Origin of the sequence: Paraburkholderia tropica (genome assembly GCF_914484835.1) — a bacterium.
Classification (GTDB): Bacteria; Pseudomonadota; Gammaproteobacteria; order Burkholderiales; family Burkholderiaceae; genus Paraburkholderia; species Paraburkholderia tropica_A.
The window spans coordinates 17,010-40,108 of record NZ_CAJZAR010000052.1; the positions used below are offsets into that span (position 1 = coordinate 17,010).

Genomic DNA, 23,099 nt, shown 5'->3' on the forward strand with positions numbered 1-23,099 from the left:
CACCCGGACATGCCTTCCCCATTCAGATCCACGCGGACGCTGGCCGCCGCGTGCGCCGCGCTCGCGGCGTTCACGCTCGCCGGCTGCGACGACCGCCCGTTCGACGCCATGCTCGATTCGTTCCGCCAGAGCTTCAAGGCCTTCTTCGATTCCGTGAAGCCCGACGTGCTGCTGCTCAAGGGCCTCACGCCCGGCGTGTCCACGCTCGACCAGGTGCGCGAGCAGATGGGCAAGCCCGAGACCGAGCGCGTTTTCGACGACGGCTCGCGCCGCCTCGAATATCCGCGCGGCCCGCAAGGGCTCAAGACCTATATGGTCGACATCGGCCCGAACGGTCGGCTCGTCGCCATTACGCAGGCGCTCACGGCGGAGAACTTCGCGAAGGTGCGCATCGGCATGAGTCAGGACGACGTGCGCGCGCTGCTCGGCAAGCCGGGGCAGGTGGCCGCCTACCGGCTCAAGCAGGAAACGGTCTGGAGCTGGAAATGGTACGAGGGCGGCGTGACGCCCGAGGCGTATTTCAACGTGCATTTCGGCCCCGACGGCCACGTCTCGACGACCTCGCGCTCGGACGTGATACGCGGACATTGAACGAATCGCAGCAACGAGCAGACGAAACGCAGCAACAAGCAGACGAAACGCAGACGAAACACCATGACTCAGAAACAAGGCAGGCAACGCAGAAGCAGGGGGCGCGCATGGTGACGCAACGGCGGCGCGCGCGCCGCGTAGGGCTCGTGCTGGGCGGCGGCGCGGCGCGCGGCTGGGCGCATATCGGCGCGATCCGCGCGCTGGAGGAAGCGGGCATCAAGCCCGACGTGGTCTGCGGCACCTCGATCGGCGCGCTGGTGGGCGCGGTCTACGCCAACGGCGATCTGGACTGGCTCGAGGACTGGGTCGGCAAGCTCACGTGGCAGACGGTCGTGCGGCTGCTCGATCTGCGTTTTTCGGGCGGGCTGCTGGGCGGGCGCAAGGTCATCGACCTGTTCGCGAAGCAGTTCAACGGCCGTGCGATCGACGATCTGAAGATGCCGTTCGCGGCGGTCGCGACCGAACTCGACACGGGCCGCGAGGTTTGGCTGCGCGAGGGCGGCGTGGTCGATGCGGTGCGCGCTTCGATCGCGATTCCGGGCATTTTCACGCCGATCTGGCACGACGGCGTGTGGCTCGTGGACGGCGGGCTCAGCAATCCCGTGCCGGTGTCCGCCGCGCGCGCGATGCGCGCCGACACGGTGATCGCCATCGACCTCAATCACGACATTCTCAACGGCCGCGATCTGGGCGGCGCGATCGACACGGTGCCGCGCGAGGCGCCGGGCGCCGCGCGCCGCGCCGTGACCGACGGCGTGCTGCCCGAAGCGGGCGAGCCGCTCGCGGGCCTCGACGATGTGAGTGGCGTGAATGGGATGGACGGCGCGGCGGAGTCCGCGCCTTTGCTGCGCAAGAACGGCAAGCGTTTTCCGGGCTGGCTGCAACCGTCGGGCGCGGGCGTGAGCGGCGGGCCGGACGTGCGCGTGGCGCCGCCGCCGAGCGCGCGGGTGCCGTCGATGCTCAGCTCGATCGCGCAGAGTATCGACATCATGCAGGTGCGCATCACGCGCAGCCGACTCGCGGGCGAGCCCGCCGACGTGCTGATCCAGCCGCGTCTGGGCGGCATGGGGATCTTCGATTTCCATCGCGCCGGACCGGCCATCGCCGAGGGCCGCGCGGCCGTCCAGTACATGCTGCCCGCGATCCTCGCGCAGTTGGGGATGGAGTAAGCGCCTAATCGCCGAGGCCTCGCGCGGGTCCGCGCCGTCTATCGAAAAAGCGACCCGAAACTTGTCAAAACGCCCCGCGGGCTTGCGCCTGGCGGGGCGTTGTCTTTGCGGCTTTCAAAAGCATCGCGCCTGACGGATCGGGGCAAACGCCGCCGCGCCGGGCCCGGCAGCCGTCATCGGCGGGAATTGTTGCGATGCAGCACGCGCGCCGCGCACGTTTGAGCAAACAATTTGGCGCTGCGACGATCCGCGCCACTTCCCGGGTTTTTTGCGTGCCCGGCGCGCCGCGCCGAATCGCGAATCGCCCGGGACCTCGACAACGATTTCCTCGGAGACGCGCGTGATGCTCTACGGCTTTGGCCCGGTGCTGCTCGCCGGCACGATCCAGACGATCGAACTCTCGCTGCTGTCGCTGGGCGTGGCCGTGCTGCTCGGCCTCGCGGGCGCGGCGGCCAAGCTCTCGTTCAACCGGCCGCTCGCGGCCTGCGCGACGGCCTACACCACGCTGATCCGCTCGGTGCCCGATCTGGTGCTGATGCTGCTGCTGTTCTACAGCATCCAGATCGGCGTGAACGAGGCCACCGACGCGCTCGGCATGGCGCAGATCGACATCGATCCGTTCGTGGCAGGCGTGCTCACGCTCGGCTTCATCTACGGCGCGTATTTCACCGAGACGTTTCGCGGCGCGTTTCTCGCCGTGCCGCGCGGCCAGCTCGAAGCGGGCTACGCCTACGGCATGAGCGGCGCGCGCGTGTTCGCGCGCATCCTGTTTCCGCAGATGATGCGTTTCGCGCTGCCCGGCATCGGCAACAACTGGCAGGTGCTCGTGAAGGCGACGGCGCTGGTCTCGATCATCGGTCTCGCCGATGTCGTGAAGGCCGCGCAGGACGCGGGCCGCAGCACCTTCAATCTGTTCTTCTTCCTGCTGATCGCCGCGCTCATCTATCTCGCGATCACGACGATTTCGAACTTCGCGCTGATCTGGCTCGAACGCCGCTACTCGGCGGGCGTGCGCCACGCGCAACTCTGACACCGCAAGGGCACAAGCGATGAACGAAATCCTCCAGCAATTCGGCCGCGCGTTTCTCTACTGGGACGGCGAGCATGTTTCCGGCCTCGCCATGACGCTCTGGCTGCTCGTGGTGTCCGTGGCGTTCGGCTTCGTGTGCGCGGTGCCGCTCGCGGTCGCGCGCGTCTCGCGGCGGCGCTGGATCTCGATGCCGGTGCGCTTCTACACCTACGTGTTTCGCGGCACGCCGCTCTATGTGCAGCTTCTGCTGATCTACACGGGCGTGTACAGTCTCGCCTTCGTGCGCAGCGAGCCGCTGCTCGACGCGTTCTTCCGCAGCGGTCTGAACTGCGCGATCCTTGCGTTCGCGCTCAACACCTGCGCGTACACCACCGAGATCTTCGCGGGCGCGATCCGCGCGACCTCGCACGGCGAAGTGGAAGCGGCGCGCGCCTACGGCATGAGCCCGTTCACGATGTACTGGCGCATCGTTCTGCCTTCGGCGCTGCGCCGCGCGTTGCCGCTGTACAGTAACGAAGTGATCCTGATGCTGCACGCCACCACGGTCGCCTTCACGGCCACGGTGCCCGACCTGCTCAAGGTGGCGCGCGACGCCAACTCGGCCACGTACCGTTCGTTCGAGTCGTTCGGCCTCGCGGCGCTGATCTACTGTGCGGTATCGTTCGTGCTGGTGGCCGCGTTCCGCCGCGCGGAGAAGCGCTGGCTCGGCCACCTGGCCGTGCGCACGCGCTGAATCGCCTTGCACTGACGCGACATTTTTTTGGAGACCATCTTGGCTCAGACGATGCAAACGACGCCGGCAGGCGAGAGCAAGCTGATCGCGCGCGATATCCACAAGCGTTACGGCGACAACGAAGTGCTCAAAGGCGTCTCGCTCGACGCGAAGAAGGGCGACGTGATCAGCATCATCGGCGCGAGCGGCTCGGGCAAGAGCACGTTCCTGCGCTGCATCAATTTTCTGGAGAAGCCGAACGCGGGCGAGATCGTCGTCGACGGCGAGACCGTGCGCACCAGGGCGGGCCGCAACGGCGACCTCGACGTGGCCGATCACAAGCAGCTCCAGCGCATCCGCACCAAGCTCGCGATGGTGTTCCAGCACTTCAATCTCTGGTCGCACATGAACGTGATCGAGAACGTGATGGAAGCGCCCCTGCATGTGCTCGGCGTGCCGCGCAAGGAAGCCGAGGAGCGCGCGCGCGAGTATCTGGAGAAAGTGGGCCTCGCGCCGCGCGTGGAAAAACAGTATCCGTCGCATCTGTCGGGCGGGCAGCAGCAGCGCGTGGCGATCGCGCGCGCACTCGCCATGCACCCGGACGTGATGCTGTTCGACGAGCCGACGTCGGCGCTCGATCCTGAACTCGTCGGCGAAGTGCTCAAGGTGATGCAGAAGCTCGCCGAGGAAGGCCGCACGATGATCGTCGTGACGCACGAAATGGGTTTCGCGCGCAACGTGTCGAATCACGTGATGTTTCTGCATCAGGGCCGCACGGAAGAACAGGGCGCGCCCGGCGAGGTGCTCGGCGCGCCGAAAAGCGAGCGCCTGCGCCAGTTCCTGTCGGGCAGCCTGAAATAAGCCCCGCACGCTGTATTCGCGCATGAACCAGGAAGGCAACGCATCCATCTCCAGGGCGGCCGCGGCCACGCAAGCCGCGCCAGCCGCGCAGGCCGCCGCGCGCGCGAACCGCACGACCCAGGTGGCGATCGTCGCGCTGCCGCCGGTGTCGATGTCGGGCGTGGGCCCGATCGTCGACGCGCTCAATCTCGCCAACGAGATCGACGGCCGCGCGCTCTACCGCTGGCAGATGGTGTCGTGGAACGGGCGGCCCGTGCCGCTCGCGGGCGGCGCGCAGTGGCCCGCCGACGCCGCCTTCGGCGACGCGCTCGCGTGCGACTGGCTGATCGTCGTGACCGAGCGCTATCAGCAGTTCGCCGACTACCGCCTGTTCCTCGCGAGCCTCGCGCGCGTGGGACAGCGCACGCCGCTCGTCACCGGCATTCATCACGGCGTCTGGTGGCTCGCGATGGCGGGGCAGTTGCAGGGCTATCGCGTGGCCGTGAACTGGGAGATGTACCAGCAGTTCGCCGAGCAGTTCGAACGCACCATCGTCACGCAGCATCTCTACGAGATCGACCGCGATCGCGCGACCTGCGCGGGCGGCCAGGCGACGCTCGATTTCATGCTGGCGATGATCGGCCGCGAGCACGGCCCCGAACTCGTGGACCGTATCGCCGACGCGATGGGCGCAAGCACGCTGCGCAGCGGCGACGAGCGTCAGCGCATTCCGTTCGTGACCGCGCCCGGCGAGCGCCATCCGCGCCTGAACGACGCGCTCATGCTGATGGAAGCGAACATCGAGGACCCGCTCACGACCGACGAGATCGCCGGTCACGTGGGCGTCTCGCGCCGTCAGCTCGAACGCCTGTTCAAACAGTATCTGAACGCGATGCCGTCGAAGTATTACCTCGGCCTGCGCCTCGCGAAAGCGCGCTCGCAGTTGCAGCGCACCAGCAAGTCGGTGGTGCAGATCAGCCTCGCGTGCGGGTTTTCGTCGGCGGCGCACTTTTCGAATGCGTATCGCGAGCGCTTCGGCGTGACGCCGCGCGAGGATCGCCGCAACTGGATCGAGCGCCAGCATGGCGGCGCCAACCCCGAGCCGCGCGCCGGGGCGCTGGTCGAGCCGCCCGAGCGGGACTGAGCATGCCGCGGGCGCGATGGAGCATGACGCGGCGCACGGAACGTGCTCGCCTTGCATCGGGAACGCCCGCCGCGCCCGCGCTGACGAAAAAACGCGTCGCGCCTGCGCAAGACGTTTGCCGCGCGGTTGCCTACACTGCAACCGATATCACCGATATTCAGCCCGTTGGCCCTGGCCCGATTGCATCCGGTTCGTACCCTAAACGCATTTGCGGCGGCACGAGCCTGAATCGAGACGCTGATTCAAGACCCTGATTCGAGAACCCGAGGATTCGCCATGAACGACCAGACTGTGAGCCGCCAGACTTTCGACGAAGTGATGGTGCCGTGCTTCTCGCCCGCGCCGTTCGTGCCCGAGCGCGGCGAAGGCTCGCGCGTGTGGGACACCGCCGGGCGCGACTACATCGACTTCGCCTGCGGCATCGCCGTGACCTCGCTCGGCCACGCGCACCCGGAACTGCTCAAGGTGCTGCACGATCAGGGCGGCAAGCTCTGGCACATCGGCAACGGCTACACCAACGAGCCGGTGCTGCGCCTCGCGAAGAAGCTCGAATCGCTGACCTTCGCCGATCGCGCGTTCTTCGCCAACTCGGGCGCCGAAGCGAACGAAGCCGCGCTCAAGCTCGCGCGCCGCGTCGCCTTCGACCGCCACGGCGAGCAGAAGGCCGAGATCGTGTCGTTCACGCAGTCGTTCCACGGCCGCACCTTCTTCACGGTCAGCGTGGGCGGCCAGCCGAAGTATTCGGAAGGCTTCGGCCCGATCCCGCAGGGCATCATCCATCTGCCGTACAACGACATCGAAGCCGCGAAGCGCGCGATCGGCCCGCAGACCTGCGCCGTGATCGTCGAGCCGGTGCAGGGCGAGGGCGGCGTGATCCCCGCCGATCCGGCCTTCCTGAAAGCGCTGCGCGAAGCCTGCGATGCGCACAACGCGCTGCTGATTTTCGACGAAGTGCAGACCGGCGTGGGCCGCACGGGCACCTTCTACGCCTACGAGCAGACGGGCGTGACGCCCGACATCCTGACCACGGCGAAGGCGCTCGGCAACGGCTTTCCGATCGGCGCGATGCTCACGACCGAAGCCATCGCGGCGCACTTCAAGGTGGGCGTGCACGGCACGACCTACGGCGGCAATCCGCTCGGCGCGGCCATCGCGCACAAGGTGGTCGAGCTGATCAGCGACCCGAAGGTGCTGGCGGGCGTGCGCGAGCGCGGCGAGACGATCCGCGCGAAGCTTGCGCAGCTGAACGCGCGTTTCGACGTGATCAAGGAAGTGCGCGGCCAGGGCCTGCTGATCGGCGCCGAACTGAACGCGCGCTTCGCGGGACGCGCGAAGGACTTCAACGCGGCGGCCGCGAATCGCGGCGTGATGATGCTGATCGCGGGCCCGGATGTGCTGCGTTTCGCGCCGTCGCTGATCATGCCGCAAGCCGATCTGGACGAGGGCTTCGCGCGCCTCGAACAGGCGTTCGAAGACGTGGTCGGCGCGCGCTGATCCGCGTTCATTCTCGATAACCGATCGATAACCGATCGATAACCGATCGATAACAGGACCGACGATGCTATTCGTTCGCCCCGCCAGGCTCGCCGATCTCGACGCGATCGCGCACATGGCCCGCACCGCGCAGCCCGTGCTGCATTCGCTGCCGCACGATCGCGCGGCGCTGGAAGCGCGCATTGCGCTCTCAGAGGATTCGTTTCGCGCGGACGTCGACTTTCCGGGCGAGGAGTTCTATCTCTTCGTGCTCGAAGATTCGACGACGGGCCAGCTCGTCGGCACGTCGAGCCTGATCGCGGCGGCGGGCTACTCCGAGCCGTTCTACGCGTTCCGCAACGACGCGCTGATCCACGCCTCGCGCGAGCTGCACGTGAACCGCAAGATTCACGCGCTCACGATGTCGCACGAACTCACGGGCAAGAGCCGCCTCGCGGGCTTCTATATCGACCCGTCGCTGCGCGGCGACGCGGCGGCGCATCTGATGTCGCGCGCACGCATGATGTACGTGGCGATGAACCGCCGACGCTTCACGCCCGAAGTGTTCTCGCTGCTGCTCGGCGTGACCGACGATGCGGGCGTCTCGCCGTTCTGGGAAGCGGTGGGCCGCAAGTTCTTCGGGCGCGATTTCAAGGACATCGAAATGGCCTCGGGCGGCAGAAGCCGCACCTTCATCGCCGAAGTGATGCCCGCGTATCCGCTCTATGTGCCGCTGTTGCCGGAAGCGGCGCAGCGTGTGCTCGGCGAGCCCGATCCGCGCGCGCTGCTCGCTTACGAGATTCATCTCGAAGAGGGTTTCGAGCCGGACCGCTACGTCGATATCTTCGATGCGGGCCCGGTGCTCACGGCGCAGGTGGACCGCACGGCCTCGGTTGCGGGCAACGCGACGCGCGTGGTGCGTGAAAGCGCGCCCGCCAACGATCAGGAAACCGAAACGTATCTGGTCGCAAGCGAACAGGGCGGCGAGTTCCGCTGCGTGCTCGCCACGCTGCCGGTGCAGGAAAACGTGGCGCGCGCGCTGCACGCAGCACACGCGGTACACGGACCCGTCGCCGACGCGCCGCTCGACGCCGCCACGCGCGCGGCGCTGAACGTGCAGGACGGCGCGCGCGTGCGTTGCGCGCCGCTCTATCGAGAAACGCCCGACAACGACAATTCGATGGGAGAAGCGCAATGATCGTGGTACGCGTCGTGCAGACGGGCGATGTGGACGCGCTCGTCGCGTTGGCCCAGGAAACCGGCCCCGGCCTCACGACCTTCAAGCCGGACCGTGAGGCGCTGGCCGCACGCATCGAGCGCACGCGGCGCACGCTCGCGGGCGAGGCCGCGCCGGCCGAAGCGGGCTACTTCTTCGTGATGGAAGACACCGCGAGCGGCGACGTGGCGGGCGTCTGCGGTATCGAAACGGCCGTGGGCCTCACGCAGCCGTTCTACAACTATCGCGTGAGCACGGTGGTGCACGCGAGCCAGGATCTCGGCATCTGGACGCGCATGCGCGCGCTCAATATCTCGCACGACCTCACCGGTTACGCGGAAGTGTGCTCGCTGTTCCTCTCGCCGCGCCATCGCACGGGCGGCATGGGCGGGCTGCTGTCGCGCTCCCGCTTCATGTTTATCGCGCAGTTCCGCGAGCGCTTTCCGGAGCGCATCTGCGCCGAACTGCGCGGCCATTTCGACGATGAAGGCACCTCGCCGTTCTGGAGGGCGGTCGGTTCGCACTTCTATCAGATCGATTTCAATGCCGCCGATTATCTGAGTTCGCATGGCCGCAAGGCGTTTCTCGCCGAGCTGATGCCGCGCTATCCGGTGTACGTCGAGCTGCTGCCCGACGAGGCGCAGGCCTGCGTGGGTCTCACGCACGCCGACACGGTGCCCGCGCGCCGCATGCTAGAAGGCGAAGGGCTGCGCTACGAGAATCACGTCGATATCTTCGATGCAGGCCCCGTGCTCGAATGCCATATCGCCGACTTGCGCACGGTGCGCGAGAGCGTGGTGGTGCCGGTGCACATCGGCGCGCAGACGGCGGAAGAGGGCGTGCGCTCGCTGGTTTCGAACACCTCGCTCACGGATTTCCGTGTGGGCTTCGCGCCGGGTGGGGTCAGCGACGGCGCGTTCACGCTGAGCGCGCAGGAAGCGGCGGCGCTCGGCGTCGCGGAAGGCGAGCCGGTGCGCGTGCTGAGCGCCGCGCGGCGCTGATCGGCGCTGATCGTCGCAACGCATCGGCGCAACGAATACGCGAAAGCACGCGCAAGCAAAACAACAGGAAGAGTCATGAACGAGCTTTTCATCGATGGGCAATGGTGCGCGGCCTCGGGCCCCGCGTTCGCGTCGCGCAATCCGGGCACGGGCGCGACGGTCTGGAGCGGCAGCGCCGCCAACGAGCAGGACGTCGACCGCGCCGTGAGCGCCGCGCGCCGCGCGTTCCCGGCGTGGTCGAATCTGCCGTTCGACGCGCGCTGCGAGATCGTCAAGCGCTTCGCGGCGCTCGTCAGCGAACGCAAGGAGCAACTCGCGCAGGCCATCGGCCGCGAGACCGGCAAGCCGCTCTGGGAAGCGCGCACCGAAGTGGCGTCGATGGCGGCGAAGGTCGCGATCTCGATCACCGCGTACAACGAGCGCACCGGCGAAAAGCGCAGCGACATGGCCGACGGCGTGGCCGTGCTGCGTCATCGTCCGCATGGCGTGGTGGCCGTGTTCGGGCCGTACAACTTTCCGGGCCATCTGCCCAACGGCCATATCGTGCCCGCGCTGATCGCGGGCAACACGGTCGTGTTCAAGCCCTCGGAACTCGCGCCCGACGTCGCGCGCGTGACGGTCGAGATCTGGCGCGACGCCGGTCTGCCCGCGGGCGTGATCAACCTCGTGCAGGGCGAACGCGACACCGGCGTGGCGCTCGCGAATCATCGCCAGATCGACGGGCTGTTCTTCACGGGCAGCTCGAACACGGGCACGCATCTGCATCGCCAGTTCGGCGGGCGTCCCGAGATCGTGCTCGCGCTGGAGATGGGCGGCAACAATCCGCTCGTCGTCGCGCCGGTGGACGATATCGATGCCGCCGTGCATCACGCGATCCAGTCGGCGTTTCTCTCGGCAGGACAGCGCTGCACCTGCGCGCGCCGCATTCTGGTGCCGTCCGATGCGTTCGGCGAGCGCTTTCTTGCGCGTTTCGTCGAGGTGTCGTCGCGCATCGCCGTGGGCGAGTACGACGCCGATCCGCAGCCGTTCATGGGCGCGGTGATTTCCGCGCGCGCGGCGGGCAAGCTGATGGAAGCACAGGCCATGCTGCTCGAACGCGGCGCGAAGGCGCTCTTGCCGATGACGCAGCGCGACCCGGCGCTCGGCTTCGTCACGCCCGGCATTCTCGACGTGACCGGCGTGGCCGATCTGCCCGACGAGGAGCACTTCGGCCCGCTCGCGCAGATCGTGCGCTACGCCGGTTTCGACGACGCCATCGCCCAGGCCAACAACACCGCCTACGGTCTGTCGGCGGGCCTGCTCGCCGACGATGCCGCGCTCTGGCAGCGCTTCTCGCGCGAGATCCGCGCGGGCATCGTCAACTGGAACCGGCCCACCAATGGCGCGTCGAGCGGCGCGCCGTTCGGTGGTCCGGGCCGCTCGGGCAATCACCGTCCGAGCGCGTTTTACGCCGCCGACTATTGCGCGTGGCCGATGGCCTCGGTGGAAAGCGCACAACTGCTGATGCCCGCGAGCGTTTCGCCGGGCCTTCAATTCTGAGGATCGAGATGAGCCATTCCGCAACCGGGTCCAAGGCCACCCTGGAGGCCAATTTCGACGGACTCGTCGGCCCCACGCACAACTACGCGGGGCTGTCGTTCGGCAACGTCGCGTCGCAGAACAACGAGAAGTCGGTCGCGAATCCGCGTGCCGCCGCGCAGCAAGGTCTGCGCAAGATGAAGCGGCTCGCCGATCTCGGCTTCGCGCAGGGCGTGCTGCCGCCGCAGGAGCGGCCGTCGATCCGTCTGCTGCGCGAGCTGGGTTTCAGCGGTAAGGAAACCGAAGCAATCGCGCGCGCCGCGAAGGACGCGCCCGAACTGCTCGCGGCGGCCAGCTCGGCTTCGGCGATGTGGACCGCGAACGCGGCCACCGTGAGCCCGTCGGCCGACGCGCCCGACCAGCGCGTGCACTTCACGCCCGCGAACCTGTGCAGCAAGCTGCATCGCGCGATCGAGCACGAGTACACGCGCCGCACGCTCGGCGCGATTTTCGCGGACCCGTCGCATTTCGTGGTGCACGAGGCGCTGCCCGGCACGCCCGCGCTCGGCGACGAAGGCGCGGCTAATCACACGCGTTTTTGCTCGCAGTACGGCGAGCGCGGCGTGGAGTTCTTCGTTTATGGCCGCAGCGAATATCGCCGCGGACCGGAGCCGAAGCGCTTTCCGGCGCGTCAGACCTTCGAGGCGAGCCGCGCAATCGCGCAACGTCACGGTCTGACCGATGAGAGCGCCGTGTTCGCGCAGCAGAATCCCGAGGTGATCGACGCGGGCGTATTCCATAACGACGTGATCGCCGTGGGCAACCGCAGCACGCTGTTCTGCCACGAACGCGCGTTCGTCGAGCAGGGCAAGGTCTACGACGAACTGCGCGCGAAGCTCGCGGCGCAGGGCGCGCCGTTCGACGTGATCGAAGTGCCGGACGCGCAAGTGAGCGTGGCCGACGCAGTCACGTCGTATCTGTTCAACAGCCAGTTGCTGAGCGGCGCGGATGGCAAGCAGGTGCTCGTCGTGCCGCAGGAATGCCGCGAGAATCCGCGCGTGGCGATCTACCTGGAAGAACTGGTCGCGAAGCACGGTCCGATCGACGACGTGCTCGTGTTCGACCTGCGCGAGAGTATGAAGAACGGCGGCGGTCCCGCGTGCCTGCGTCTGCGCGTGGTGCTCAGCGAAGCGGAGCGCGCCGCCGTCGCGCCCGGCGTCTGGATGAACGACGCGCTGTTCGCGCGCCTCGACGCGTGGATCGAAAAGCACTATCGCGACCGCCTCGCGCCGCAGGATCTCACCGATCCGGCGCTGCTCGTGGAGTCGCGCACGGCGCTCGACGACCTCACGCAGATTCTCGGCCTCGGCTCGCTCTATGACTTCCAGCGCTGATATCGCCGTGCTCGCCGATTTTCTCGGCGCGACGCTGGCGGGCTGGCGTCCCGCGAGCGATGACGCCAAAGCGGGCGCGTGCGCGAACGGCGCGGTGCGCTGGCAGTGGCAGGACGAAGGCGTGCTGCTGCTCGAACCGGCGCACGCCGATGCCGATGTGGATGTCGCCGCGCGCAGCGTGCTGATTTCGGCGGGCGTGCATGGCGACGAAACCGCGCCGATCGAACTGCTTTCGCAGATGGTCGCGGACATCGCGGCGGCGCGTCTGCCGCTCGCGTGCCGTCTGCTCGTGGTGCTCGGCAACGCGGCCGCGATGCGCGCCGCCACGCGTTACGAAGACGACGATCTGAACCGTCTGTTCGGCGGCCGTCACGCACGCGTGCCGCAGAGCCGCGAAGCGCCGCGCGCGCTCGCGCTCGAACAGGCGGCGCAGCGCTTCTTCGACGCCGCGCCCGACGATGCGCTCGCGCGCTGGCACCTCGACCTGCACACGGCGATCCGCGCCTCGGCGTTCGAGCAGTTCGCGCTCTTGCCGTACACGGGCGGCGCGCCCACGCGCGCGATGTTCGACTGGCTCGCCGACGCGCGCATCGCCGCCGTGCTGATCCACACGGAAAAGGGCGCGACGTATTCGTCCTTTAGCGCCGACGCGTGCGGCGCGACCGCCTGCACGCTCGAACTCGGCAAGGTGCGTCCGTTCGGCCAGAACGATCTCGCGCGTTTCGCGAACGCCGACGCGGCGATCCGGCGGCTCGTCTCCGGCGCGGCCGCCGATGCCGATGCGCCGATGCCGCGCGTCTTTACCGTCATCGGCCAGATCACGAAGCAGAGCGACGCGCTGCAACTGCACGTGGCCGCCGACGTCGCCAACTTCACGCCGTTCGCGCGCGGCACCGTGCTCGCCGAGGACGGCGCGTATCGCTACGTGGTCGCGCACGACGAGGAGCGCATCGTGTTTCCCAATCCGGCCGTGAAGCCGGGTTTGCGCGCGGGCCTGCTCGTCGTCGATACGACGGGCGAGACGCTGGCCGCGCTGGTTTAGCGCACGCGCGGCGTTCGTCAGCCGCGCTCGCCTTGCGCATCCACGACATCCAATTGCAAGTTCGCGCCGCGCCGGGCGGCCCGCCGGGCGCGTGATGACGTTTTCAGACCGCGTGCACGGGCGAGGTACAATCGCGCCCTCGCGGTTGCTGCGGCGCATCAGAAACGATGGGGCCGTTTGAGCCGCTTTTTTGGCGCAGCGATCCTGCCCCAAGCGCGACGGAGACCACCGGAGCGCGCTGTAATCCGACTGGAAAGAGACACTGATGAACATGAACTGGAACAAGCTGGCCCGCCTCGCAGTCTGCGCGGCCGTCACCGTGGCCGCCGGCGCGGCCCACGCTGCCGATATCAAGGAAATCCGCTTCGGCGTCGAGGCGTCGTATGCGCCGTTCGAATCGAAGTCGCCGAGCGGCGAACTGCAGGGCTTCGACATCGACGTCGGCAATGCCGTCTGCGCGAAGCTCAAGGCGAAGTGCGTGTGGGTCGAAAACTCGTTCGACGGCCTGATTCCCGCGCTCGAGGCGCGCAAGTTCAACGCCATCAACTCGGACATGACGATCACCGACCAGCGTCGTCAGGCGATCGACTTCACCGATCCGATCTACGCGATCCCGAACCAGATGATCGCGAAGAAGGGCAGCCCGCTGCTGCCGACGCCGGCATCGCTGAAGGGCAAGCACGTGGGCGTGCTGCAAGGCACGATCCAGGAGTCGTACGCGAAGGCCAAGTGGGCGCCCGCGGGCGTCGACGTCGTGCCTTACCAGACGCAGGACCAGATCTATGCCGATCTCGTCTCGGGCCGTCTGGACGCCGCGTTCCAGGACGCCGAAGCCGCATCGAAGGGCTTCCTGAACAAGCCGCAAGGCGCGGGCTTTGCGTTCGCGGGTCCGCAGGTCGTCGACGCCAAGCTGCTCGGCGAGGGCGTGGGCTACGGCGTGCGCAAGAACGACGCGGCGCTCAAGGCCGCGCTCAACGGCGCGCTGAAAGAACTGAAGGCCGACGGCACGATCGACAAGATCGCCGCCAAGTACTTCGACGTGAAGGTCGTGCTGAAGTAAATGAAGTCAGCGCATCTCGCCTGATCGCGGAGTGCCCGACCGGCCGGTTGACACCGGCCGGTATTTTTTACGCGTCGATAGTTCGGAATCCAGAATAATCGCCGCCCGCGCCCCCTGCGCGCGGGCTCGCGCGTGTGCCGCCGAACGCGTAACATGGCGAATATTTTCGAGAATTGAGCGTCCGCTTCATACGCCGGACCTGTCTGCCAGGATAAAATCCTTGCGGGTAAGAAAGAGTAAGAATTAAAGCGCAGTCAAAGGCAGTAAAGAGCAGCAAGGGTAGAAATGGGAACGCGCCGCGGCGCCGCATTGCGGACCGCAGGCGAGCAAGAAGAAGTCGAACGAAGAGAGACCATACGGGCGCCACGAAAAACGTGGCGTCGCGCGGGGGACCCATGAGCTTCAATACCGCAGACCAGCACGCGCCAGGTGCCGGCGACAGCACGCTTTCGAGCGGCCCGTCCGGCGCACAGGCAACCGATAACCAGGCCGCACAGGGCGCGACGGCCGGACCTTTCGAGGTGTATTTCGCACGCTTGCCGCTGCTCGACCGCGACGGCATGTTGTGCGCGTACGAGACCTTGCCGCGCATCGTCGCGCAAGAGGGCGATCCGGCCGACGCCCCAGGCGGCGCCGGCGATGCGAACGCCACCACAACATTAGCCGCAGCCACGCTCGCGCCGCCTTCGCAGGCCGCCGCGCTCGTGAAGGCGTTTGCCAAACCCGCGCTGCGCGCCGCGCTCACGGGCCATCCCGCTTGGCTCGACGTGACGCGCGAGATGCTGTTCGACGACGCGCTGCTGCGCCTGCCCGCCGACCGCGTGACCTTCGAATTGCCGTTCGACCTGGGCAGCGATCCCGAGGTGATTGCCCGCATCGTCAAGCTGCATGGCAAACGTTATCGTTTCGCGCTCGACAACGTCACGAAGGCCGACGAGACGCTCGCGAAGCTGCTGCCTTACGTCGACGCGATCAAGATCGACATCGGCGACATCGCGGCCACGATGCTGCCGAAGTTCGCCAGCGTGCTCAAGGCCGCGGGCAAGCTGCTCGTCGCGATGGGCGTGGAAAGCAAGGAAGACTACGAGCGCGTGCACGCGCTCGGCTTCGACCGCTTCCAGGGCTACTACTTCACGCAGCCGCACGGCGGCGCGCGCCGCGCGAGCGCTTCGCGCCAGGCGCTGCTGAATCTGCTGCAACTGCTGGCTTCCGAACCCACGGTGATGCAGCTCGAAGCGGAGCTCAAGCTCAATCCCGTCCTTGTGATGCATCTGATGCGGCTCGCGAATTCGAGCAGCTTCGCGCTCGGCCGCAAGGTCACGACGCTGCGCGAGGCGATCAACGCGACCGGCACCAACCGCATCGCGCGCTGGACGCAACTGCTGCTCTACGCGGACGGCCGCAAGATTTCCCTCGAAGACGATCCGATGCTGCAACTCGCGGCCACGCGCGCGCGCTTCATGGAAATGGCGGCGGCGGTGCTGCCCGAAGCGGGGCCGACGGAAGAAGACTCAGCGTTCCTCGTGGGCGTGTTTTCGTTCGTCGATGCGGTGTTCGGCGGGCCGATCGAAGGCGCGCTCGAAGTGCTGCGGCTCGCCAAGCCGATCCGCGCGGCCATCCTGCGCCGCGAGGGCGTGCTCGGTCAGCTGCTCGACGCGAGCGAGGCGCTGGAGCGCGGCAACTGGATCGCCGTGGACGCCGCGTGCGCGCATCTCGCGCCGCTCGACGCGGGCGCGGTGTCGGCGCTGGCCTTGCAGGCGGCCGAATGGGCCGGCATGGCCGAACGCGATGCCGAGGCTCAGGGGCTGGTGCAGGCCGAGGGCTAAAAGCGAGGCCGCGAAAACGCGGTCGCCAATGCAAACGGGGCGCGTGGCGCCCCGTTTGTTTTTCCGGCTTGACGTCGCAAAGACGACAGGTAGAGAGGCCTGAAAAGCGCGATCAGCTCGACTTCGCCAGCGTCTTCACCGCATCGCCGGAAAAGAAGCGCGCGAGTTCGTGCGCGAGTTCGTTGAGCGCGCTCATTTCCTTCTGCGAGATGCGGCGCGGTTCCTGGCTCGTCATCCAGTCGCCGTAGAGCAGGGCGACGGGCGGCTCGCCCTGCGTGGCGACCGGCAGCAGCACGAAGGCGCGCGTGTCGTCGAAGCGGGCGCGATACCAGCCCGGCAGACGCGTGAGCATCTTCGGGTCCTGCGCGTTCTCGATGAAGATGCCCACCGAGTTGGCGATCGCCAGATGAAACACGTCGGGCTGGAACGTGGCGCTGAACGTGAGCTTGTCCAGGCCGTCTTCGACGTCGGGGCCGAAGCCGCGCTGCGCTTCGAACATATTCGCGCCGCGCCGCACGAACACGACCGTGCGCGCGAAGCCGAGGCCCGCGAGCACCGTTTCGGTGGCGAGCGTGAGCGCGGCGGACAGCGCGCTGCCGGGCGGCAGGGCACGCAGATCTTCGACGCCCGCGGCGATGCGCGCCTCGGGGTCGAGCGCCTCGCGTGCGATCGCGTCGGCGTTCGCACGCAGTTCGACGATCTCGCGCATCACGCCGTCGTCGGCTTCCTCGTTGGCGAGCGCGAGGCTCATCTGCACGAGCGTGTCGGGGTCGGTGTTGAGCGCGCGGCCGTAATACTGCGCGAGTTCGGCGATGTGCTCCTCACGCATTTCGTCGGTCAGGCCGGGCGTGGTCAGCACGCGCGCGACTTCCGTCGAATAGTTCGTGATGGCGCGCAGCCACTGCACCTGGCGCGGCTCGGTGCCGGCCGGGTCGTACTCGCCCATGCCTTCGCGGATCGCCTCGGGCAGGCGCCAGCGCGCGGCCGCGTCCTGGCCGATTTCGGCGAAGGTCACGCCGAGCACGTCGATGCAGGCTTCGTCCTCGCTCGTGCCCGCGTCGCATTCGCGGCGGATCTGGTCCCACTCGGGTTCGAGATAGAACACCACCAGCAGCTTGCCGACCTGGCGCATCAGCGTGCAGACCACGGCCTCTTCGCCCGCGCGCAGGTCGCCGCGCTCGGTGAGCTTGCGGGCGACGAAGCCCGACAGCAAGGTGCGGTTCAGTTCGAGTTTGGCGTCGATGCGGCGCGGCGCGCTGTGATGGAAGTGGTCGACGATCTTCAGGCCGACCACGAGATGGCCGACCGCGTCCATGCCGAGCACCATCAGCGCGCGCGTGACGGTCGTGATGTTGCCGCCGAAGGCCATGTACATGGCCGAGTTGGCGAGGCGCAACACTTTTTGCGTGAGCGCGAAGTCGGACAGCACGACCTTGACCAGCGCGCTGAAGTCGTAGTCGTCGTTGGTCATGGCCGCGACCGTGGTGCGCAGCGATTGCGACAGCATGGGGAAGTCGCCGCGCTCGTTCATGCGAGCCCAGAGCCGGTCGAGCAGGACTGCCTTTACCATCTGAACCATGTCAATTTCGCAAAAGCCCAGCGTGTGTCGGTGCCGCCATCAGTGCACTCCGTGAAGGTGCAGACTGCGCGACTCGAACCGCTGCGAGAGTTCCTCGGACGGCAGCGCCTTGCAGACGAGCCATCCCTGGATGTGGTCGCAGCCCATCTTCGTGAGCAATTCGCGCTGCGCCTCGGTCTCGACGCCCTCGGCGACGAGTTCGAGTTCGAGCGTGCGCGCGAGGCCCACCACGGCGTTGACGATCGCCTGATCGTTGCGCGAGGTGAGCAGGTTCTCCACGAAGCTGCGGTCGATCTTCAGTTTCGAAAGCGGAAACCGTTGCAGATACGCGAGACTCGAATAGCCTGTGCCGAAGTCGTCCACGGCGAAGCGGATGCCGAGGCCCGTGAGTTCCTCGAGCAGCTTCACCGCGTGCTGCGGATCCTGCATCAGCAGGCTTTCGGTGATCTCGAACACCAGCCGGCGCGGATCGAGCCCGGTGAGCTGGATCGCCTCCTGAACGCTGTCCTTGAATCGCGGATTACGGAACTGCTGCGGCGAGACGTTGACGGCGATGTACTGCAAGGAGATGCCTTGCTCGTCCCATTGCGTCAACTGCATGCAGGCCGCTTTCAAAACCCAGTTGCCGAGATAATTAATCAGGCCGACGGATTCCGCAAGGGGAATAAATGTTGAGGGCGGCACGAGCCCATGCAATGGATGTTGCCACCGGATCAGTGCCTCGACCCCCACGACGCCCCGTGTGGCGCTGCTTGTGATCGGTTGATAGTGCAGCGAAAACTCGCCGTTGCGCACGCCGTCGTAGAGGTCGGACTCCAGCTTGAGCAGCATGGCGTCGGTCGGATCGTCGTCCGGCACGTGCAGCATCATCGTGTTGCCGCCGGCCGACTTGGCCTGTTGCAGCGCCTGGTCGGCGCGGCGCAGCAGCGGCGTGCTGTCCGCCTGGATGTCGCCGAGATCGTGCGCGGTCTCGTGCGGATCTTCGCGCAGGATGCCGGGCAGGCCGCCTTGTGCGCGCTGGTCGGGATAGAACGCAATGCCGATGCTTGCCGACAGATGCACGGGCTGGTCGCGGAACGTGTAAGGCTGCAGGATCGACGTGAGCAGGCGGCGCGCGAGCGCTTCGGCCGTCACGCGCAGATCGCCGGGGCTCGCGTTGAGTTGCGGGCTGATCAGGATCGCGAACTCGTCGCTGCCGATGCGCGTGATCAGCTCGCCTTGCAGCGCGAGATGCGAGAGGCGGCGTGCGGTCTCTCGCAGCAGTTCGTCGCCGGCGTCGTAGCCGAGTGCGCGGTTCACGCGCTGATAGTCGTCGAGATCGAGCAGCAGCAGGGCGATCGGCAGGCCGTGGCGGTCGGCTTCGGACTGCGCGCGTTCGAGCGCGGGGCCGAGCGCCGCCTGGTTCGGCATGCCGGTCAGCGGATCGTGATGGAGCGCGTGCGTGAGGCGCGCGGCGTCGCCTTGCCAGGCCGACACATCGAAGCCCGCGACCGCGAAGCCGTCCATGCCCGCATAGGCCGAACGCTGGACGCGCAGTTCGACGGCGAGCGGATAGGTGAGCGCCTTGACGAGATCGACGGTGTCTTTCTCGATCGCGCCGCTTTCGAGCGCGCGGGCGAACAGCGCGTCGAGCCGCGACTGATGTTCGGGCGCGACGAGGTCGTGCAGCGTCGCGCCGAGCAGGAACTCGCGGTGATAGCCGGCGAAGCGCAGGCTCGCGTCGGACACGTAGAGGAAGCGCAGGTTGCGGTCCACATGCACGAGGAAGTCCACGGCCGCCGCGGTGTGCTCGAACGAGCGCGAGACGGCATCGGACGGCGCTTCGAGCATGCGCGCCCCGAGCGGCATGTCGCGCGTCGCGTCATGGGCGTCCGGCAGCAGCGGCGCGCCGCCCGTGGAGGCGAGCGGGACGCCGGCATCGCCATGCAGCCCGGCGCGCGTGCGCAGCCGGCCGATGACCGAGCGCAGCCAGCCCGGGCGGGGCGCGGTGATCCTGTTCGCTTCCATGTGTATCGCTGGCAACCCTTGGTCTGATCGTTATTGCGCCGGGCTCGCCGCGCGGCACGCTTGAGCGTGTCGCTGCGGTGGTCCGGTCGGCGGGCGCGTCGGCATCCGGCTGAACACGCCCATCAGACCGTGATATCGACCTCGCGCGCGAAATCTTTAGTGTCAAAACGGAAACAAAACGGAAATTTCGACCTCGGTGCGAACTCGCTGCACCGAGCGGTGTCAGCGCCCGCAGTTTCGGTTAAAGTGGCGCCGGCAGCCTGCTCGCGCCGATGCGCGATGCATGCGTTCGCTGCGTCCGGAGGCTTGTGTGAGCGGCCAGGCGTCCGGGGCGAAGGTCCGTTGAGCGCTTGTCCGCAGGGGCAAACTTCTTACCGGTTATTACCACCACCGTCGGGACCTGCTGTCCGGGATTATCCGCTCCAGTCATCCGCCATGTCAGATTCATCGTCATCGTCCGCCAGGCCGGAACACGCGGCCAGCGAGAGCGGCCAGGAGCCCATGCATCACGCGCAGGGCGCCGGCGCCCATCCGTTCGTCTATCTCGGCCGGCAGCCGATCCTCGACCGCAACGGCGCGCTCAACGCCTACGAACTGCTGTTCCGCGGCGGCGTGCAAAATCGTGCCGAAGTCTTCGACGACCGCCACGCGACCGCGCAGGTCATGACGCGCACGATGGGGCAGCTCGGCGTGCCCGCCGTGCTCGGTCGCCATCACGGCTACGTCAACATGAGCCGCGAGCTGCTGTTCGACGACATCGTGCATCTGCTGCCGCCGGGCCGCTTCGTGCTCGAAGTGCTCGAACACGTGGGCTTCGATCTCGCCGTGCTCGAACGTCTCGCGCAGCTGCGCCGCGTGGGCTATCGCATCGCCTTCGACGATGTGAGCGCGCTCACCGACAACCTGCGCCGCGCGCTGCCGTACGCGGACATCGTCAAGGTCGATCTGCTGCAGACCGACCGTGCCGAACTGCCCGCGCTCGCCGCCGCCATCGCCGCCGAAGGCAAGACGCTGATCGCCGAAAAGGTCGAGACGCGCGAGGACTTCGAGTACGCGCGCGACCTCGGCTTCGAGCTGTTCCAGGGCTACTTCTTCGCGCGTCCGCAGATGCTGCGCGCGCCGCGCATGCGGGCCTCGCGTCTCGCGCTCGTGCGTCTGCTCGCGCTGGTGGCGAGCGATGTGGGCGTGGCCGCGCTCGAACACGAATTGCGCAGCCATCCGGGCGTGGTCGTGCAACTGCTGCGTCTCGTGAATTCGAGCGCGTATGCGCCGGGCCGGCCGATCTCGTCGCTGCGCGAGGCGGTGCTGGCCGCGGGCACGCGCCAGATCGCGCGCTGGGCGCAGCTGCTGCTTTATGCGAGCGGACGCGATCTGCCTTGGGCGTCCGATCCGCTCGTGCAGCTCGCGGGCACGCGTTCGCATTTCATGGAACTGGCCGCGCGCAGTCTCGCGCCGAACGACCCCGATTTCGCCGATGCCGCGTTCATGACCGGCATCTTCTCGCTCGTGCATGTGCTGGTGGGCTCCACGGCCACCGATACGCTCGAAGGGCTCGGCCTCGCGCGCGAGATCACCTCGGCCGTCGACGGGCAGCATGGCGAACTCGGCATGCTGCTGCGCGTCGCGCATGCGTGCGAACGCGGCGACGAAACCCAGGCGCAGACGCTCATCGCCGAAGCCGGCGGGCGCTTCGCTGCGCTCACGCCGCCGCTGCTCGGCGAGCTCAATCTGTGGGCGGGCGCGTGGTTCTCGGCGTATGCGGACGGTTGATCCGGGCGGTTGAAGTCGGGCGCTGAAGCTGGCGTTGAAAGTCGCGTGTAAGGGCATGCCGGTTGCGCGTGTCCGCGCGCCTGCCTGCACGCTCTGCGCGCGCGCACGGACTGTGGTCCAATAGGGGCGGCGCTGAACCTGGCGGTCCGTCGCGGGCCGCGATTCCGGCGCACCATTCGTGCCCATTCGAGTACACCCGAGGACATCCGATATGAAACCGAGGTATTTCGCGGCCGGCGCCGCGGCGCTCGTCTGCGCCGGCCTGTCGCTGTTCGCCCTGACCGCGCAGGCCACGCTCAAGCCGGGCGACGCCGCGCCTGACTTCACGACCCAGGCGTCGCTGGGCGGCAAGACCTACACGTATTCGCTCGCCTCCGAGCTCAAGAAGGGCCCGGTCGTGGTGTACTTCTATCCGGCCGCGTTCACGAAGGGCTGCACGATCGAGGCGCACGAATTCGCCGAAGCCGTGGACGAGTACAAGAAGTACGGCGCGACCGTGATCGGCGTGTCGCACGACAACATCGGCACGCTCACGAAGTTCTCGGTGAGCGAGTGCCGCAGCAAATTCCCCGTCGCCGCCGACGAGGATTCGAAGATCATCAAGGCCTACGACGCATCGATGCCGCTGCACGATTCGATGGCCAACCGCGTCTCCTACGTGATCGCGCCGGACGGCAAGGTCATCTACGAGTACACGAGTCTCTCGCCCGATCAGCACGTGGAAAACACGCTGCGCGCCGTGAAGGAATGGGCCGCGCAGCATCCGCAGCAATAAGGCTCGGGGCGCGCGCGGCGTGACGGCCGCGCGCGCGGATTGATGCGTCGATTCATGCGTTGTTTTGCGTGCTGTTTTGCGCGTGCGTCGTCTGCATGTCGCCGTGCGTGTGCGTCGTGTGCACGCCGTTGTGCGCGCCCCGCTGTGTGATGCCGCGCGACGCCGCCTTCGCCGTTCCTCCTCTCCCTTCGCTTTTGCCCGCTTTGGGCGTTCCCCGCATGCCGATTCTCGTTTTACTCTTCGCGTTCGCCGCGCTCGTCTATGGCGCGGTGTGGTCGTTTCATGCGCTCTCCGCGCGATTCGGGCTCGGCGTGGCCGTGAGCGTGGCGGTGGTGGTGGCGGCGGCGATCGTCGCATTGGCCGCGCGCTGGTGGCGTCGACGCCGGGACGTCGCGCCGAATCTGCGCGGCGACGGCGACTGGACCCATCGCGTCACGGGCGCATGGGGCGAGGCGCGGCTCGCGGCGCACAAGCGGCTGTGCGAAGTCACGTGCGACGGCGCGCACGGCGCGTATATCTTCGCGGATTTGCAGGACGCGCAGGCGCAACACGACGCAAACGGCTGGCACGTCGCGCTGCGCGTGACCGATGCGAAACGCCCGCTCTGGCAGTTGCCGATGACGAGCGAGCGCGAGGCGAAACGTTGGGCGCGCATCTTTACGCTGGCGATCGCGCAGCGGCTCTGAGGCCGGGTTCGACGAACGACGTGGGCCGCTTTGCGTGGCGCGCGCGAATGAATTTGCGCGCGGACAAGAGATGCGCAATCGCCTGCATCGAGACCGGCGCGACGGCCCGCAAACGGCGCGGATGCGCCGCGCGACAGTGGCATACTCGCACGCCAGCCGCGCTGCCCGCGAGCGGCCTGATATCGGCTTGAGACCCGGTCGAGCCCCGCTTGAAATTCGCTTGAAACCCCGCAGCGCGCCCCCACGTTTTTACTCGCCGACGATCG

General features: G+C 67.5%; 19 protein-coding genes. 17 read left to right on the plus strand and 2 right to left on the minus strand.

From position 1 onward, the window contains the following. Nucleotides 1-9 precede the first annotated feature (9 nt). The 14 genes from LDO54_RS17935 to LDO54_RS18000 all read left to right on the plus strand — a co-directional run bounded on the left by LDO54_RS17935 (nucleotide 10) and on the right by LDO54_RS18000 (nucleotide 16,016). Nucleotides 10-591, plus strand: coding sequence for an outer membrane protein assembly factor BamE (locus tag LDO54_RS17935; RefSeq protein WP_224012026.1), 582 nt, complete (start codon nucleotides 10-12; stop codon nucleotides 589-591). 110 nt (nucleotides 592-701) lie between these two features. Then, a complete protein-coding gene (locus LDO54_RS17940) occupies nucleotides 702-1,760 on the plus strand; it encodes a patatin-like phospholipase family protein (RefSeq protein WP_224012059.1) in 1,059 nt (352 codons plus the stop codon). Between the two features lie 340 nt (nucleotides 1,761-2,100). Continuing rightward, on the plus strand, nucleotides 2,101-2,790 hold the full coding sequence (locus LDO54_RS17945) for an ABC transporter permease (RefSeq protein WP_065061188.1): 690 nt from the start codon (nucleotides 2,101-2,103) through the stop codon (nucleotides 2,788-2,790). A 19-nt stretch (nucleotides 2,791-2,809) separates the two neighbouring features. After that, on the plus strand, nucleotides 2,810-3,523 hold the full coding sequence (locus tag LDO54_RS17950) for an ABC transporter permease (RefSeq protein ID WP_224012027.1): 714 nt from the start codon (nucleotides 2,810-2,812) through the stop codon (nucleotides 3,521-3,523). 51 nt (nucleotides 3,524-3,574) lie between these two features. Further along, on the plus strand, nucleotides 3,575-4,363 hold the full coding sequence (locus LDO54_RS17955) for an ABC transporter ATP-binding protein (protein ID WP_224012060.1): 789 nt from the start codon (nucleotides 3,575-3,577) through the stop codon (nucleotides 4,361-4,363). Between the two features lie 151 nt (nucleotides 4,364-4,514). After that, nucleotides 4,515-5,486: a GlxA family transcriptional regulator gene (locus LDO54_RS17960; RefSeq protein ID WP_224012061.1), complete on the plus strand. Its 972-nt coding sequence runs from the start codon at nucleotides 4,515-4,517 to the stop codon at nucleotides 5,484-5,486. Nucleotides 5,487-5,762: 276 nt separating this feature from the next. Further along, nucleotides 5,763-6,980, plus strand: a complete 1,218-nt coding sequence (locus LDO54_RS17965) for an aspartate aminotransferase family protein (protein WP_224012028.1) — start codon at nucleotides 5,763-5,765, stop codon at nucleotides 6,978-6,980. Between the two features lie 64 nt (nucleotides 6,981-7,044). Continuing rightward, on the plus strand, nucleotides 7,045-8,157 hold the full coding sequence (gene aruF, locus LDO54_RS17970; RefSeq protein WP_224012029.1) for an arginine/ornithine succinyltransferase subunit alpha: 1,113 nt from the start codon (nucleotides 7,045-7,047) through the stop codon (nucleotides 8,155-8,157). Continuing rightward, the gene (gene astA / locus LDO54_RS17975; protein WP_224012030.1) at nucleotides 8,154-9,176 is read left to right on the plus strand and encodes an arginine N-succinyltransferase; all 1,023 of its coding nucleotides are present in this window, start codon (nucleotides 8,154-8,156) and stop codon (nucleotides 9,174-9,176) included. The genes aruF and astA overlap by 4 nt, the downstream gene beginning before the upstream one ends. 75 nt (nucleotides 9,177-9,251) lie before the next feature. Continuing rightward, on the plus strand, nucleotides 9,252-10,715 hold the full coding sequence (gene astD / locus LDO54_RS17980; protein ID WP_224012031.1) for a succinylglutamate-semialdehyde dehydrogenase: 1,464 nt from the start codon (nucleotides 9,252-9,254) through the stop codon (nucleotides 10,713-10,715). An 8-nt stretch (nucleotides 10,716-10,723) separates the two neighbouring features. Beyond that, nucleotides 10,724-12,088, plus strand: a complete 1,365-nt coding sequence (astB, locus tag LDO54_RS17985; RefSeq protein ID WP_224012032.1) for an N-succinylarginine dihydrolase — start codon at nucleotides 10,724-10,726, stop codon at nucleotides 12,086-12,088. Then, nucleotides 12,072-13,130 carry a succinylglutamate desuccinylase gene (astE, locus tag LDO54_RS17990; RefSeq protein WP_224012033.1) on the plus strand — a complete coding sequence of 353 codons (1,059 nt, stop codon included), beginning with the start codon at nucleotides 12,072-12,074 and terminating at the stop codon, nucleotides 13,128-13,130. The genes astB and astE overlap by 17 nt, the downstream gene beginning before the upstream one ends. 265 nt (nucleotides 13,131-13,395) lie before the next feature. Next, nucleotides 13,396-14,190, plus strand: coding sequence for an ABC transporter substrate-binding protein (locus LDO54_RS17995; protein WP_224012034.1), 795 nt, complete (start codon nucleotides 13,396-13,398; stop codon nucleotides 14,188-14,190). 395 nt (nucleotides 14,191-14,585) lie between these two features. Beyond that, nucleotides 14,586-16,016: an EAL and HDOD domain-containing protein gene (locus tag LDO54_RS18000; protein ID WP_436975618.1), complete on the plus strand. Its 1,431-nt coding sequence runs from the start codon at nucleotides 14,586-14,588 to the stop codon at nucleotides 16,014-16,016. Nucleotides 16,017-16,128: 112 nt separating this feature from the next. On the opposite strand, the gene LDO54_RS18005 is transcribed toward LDO54_RS18000, so the two are convergent. Further along, nucleotides 16,129-17,586: an HDOD domain-containing protein gene (locus LDO54_RS18005; protein WP_224012063.1), complete on the minus strand. Its 1,458-nt coding sequence runs from the start codon at nucleotides 17,584-17,586 to the stop codon at nucleotides 16,129-16,131. A gap of 48 nt (nucleotides 17,587-17,634) precedes the next feature. Next, nucleotides 17,635-19,602: a putative bifunctional diguanylate cyclase/phosphodiesterase gene (locus LDO54_RS18010; protein WP_405045138.1), complete on the minus strand. Its 1,968-nt coding sequence runs from the start codon at nucleotides 19,600-19,602 to the stop codon at nucleotides 17,635-17,637. 501 nt (nucleotides 19,603-20,103) lie between these two features. Here LDO54_RS18010 and LDO54_RS18015 point away from each other — a divergent pair. The 3 genes from LDO54_RS18015 (at nucleotide 20,104) to LDO54_RS18025 (ending at nucleotide 22,833) form a co-directional block, all read left to right on the plus strand. Next, entirely contained in the window at nucleotides 20,104-21,372 is a 1,269-nt protein-coding gene (locus tag LDO54_RS18015) for an EAL and HDOD domain-containing protein (RefSeq protein ID WP_224012035.1), read from the plus strand. Between the two features lie 211 nt (nucleotides 21,373-21,583). Beyond that, nucleotides 21,584-22,147 (plus strand): peroxiredoxin, encoded by a 564-nt coding sequence (locus tag LDO54_RS18020; protein ID WP_224012036.1) that lies wholly within the window; start codon nucleotides 21,584-21,586, stop codon nucleotides 22,145-22,147. Between the two features lie 218 nt (nucleotides 22,148-22,365). Further along, the gene (locus tag LDO54_RS18025) at nucleotides 22,366-22,833 is read left to right on the plus strand and encodes a hypothetical protein (RefSeq protein ID WP_224012037.1); all 468 of its coding nucleotides are present in this window, start codon (nucleotides 22,366-22,368) and stop codon (nucleotides 22,831-22,833) included. Nucleotides 22,834-23,099: the final 266 nt, after the last annotated feature.

Coding starts and splice junctions, on each gene's coding strand:
- LDO54_RS17935 (WP_224012026.1), top strand. CDS start 10: ATGCCTTCCCCATTCAGATCCACGCGGACGCTGGCCGCCGCGTGCGCC.
- LDO54_RS17950 (WP_224012027.1), top strand. CDS start 2,810: ATGAACGAAATCCTCCAGCAATTCGGCCGCGCGTTTCTCTACTGGGAC.
- LDO54_RS17955 (WP_224012060.1), top strand. CDS start 3,575: ATGCAAACGACGCCGGCAGGCGAGAGCAAGCTGATCGCGCGCGATATC.
- LDO54_RS17960 (WP_224012061.1), top strand. CDS start 4,515: ATGTCGGGCGTGGGCCCGATCGTCGACGCGCTCAATCTCGCCAACGAG.
- LDO54_RS17965 (WP_224012028.1), top strand. CDS start 5,763: ATGAACGACCAGACTGTGAGCCGCCAGACTTTCGACGAAGTGATGGTG.
- aruF (WP_224012029.1), top strand. CDS start 7,045: ATGCTATTCGTTCGCCCCGCCAGGCTCGCCGATCTCGACGCGATCGCG.
- astA (WP_224012030.1), top strand. CDS start 8,154: ATGATCGTGGTACGCGTCGTGCAGACGGGCGATGTGGACGCGCTCGTC.
- astD (WP_224012031.1), top strand. CDS start 9,252: ATGAACGAGCTTTTCATCGATGGGCAATGGTGCGCGGCCTCGGGCCCC.
- astB (WP_224012032.1), top strand. CDS start 10,724: ATGAGCCATTCCGCAACCGGGTCCAAGGCCACCCTGGAGGCCAATTTC.
- astE (WP_224012033.1), top strand. CDS start 12,072: ATGACTTCCAGCGCTGATATCGCCGTGCTCGCCGATTTTCTCGGCGCG.
- LDO54_RS17995 (WP_224012034.1), top strand. CDS start 13,396: ATGAACATGAACTGGAACAAGCTGGCCCGCCTCGCAGTCTGCGCGGCC.
- LDO54_RS18000 (WP_436975618.1), top strand. CDS start 14,586: ATGAGCTTCAATACCGCAGACCAGCACGCGCCAGGTGCCGGCGACAGC.
- LDO54_RS18005 (WP_224012063.1), bottom strand. CDS start 17,586: ATGGTAAAGGCAGTCCTGCTCGACCGGCTCTGGGCTCGCATGAACGAG.
- LDO54_RS18010 (WP_405045138.1), bottom strand. CDS start 19,602: ATGGAAGCGAACAGGATCACCGCGCCCCGCCCGGGCTGGCTGCGCTCG.
- LDO54_RS18015 (WP_224012035.1), top strand. CDS start 20,104: ATGCATCACGCGCAGGGCGCCGGCGCCCATCCGTTCGTCTATCTCGGC.
- LDO54_RS18020 (WP_224012036.1), top strand. CDS start 21,584: ATGAAACCGAGGTATTTCGCGGCCGGCGCCGCGGCGCTCGTCTGCGCC.
- LDO54_RS18025 (WP_224012037.1), top strand. CDS start 22,366: ATGCCGATTCTCGTTTTACTCTTCGCGTTCGCCGCGCTCGTCTATGGC.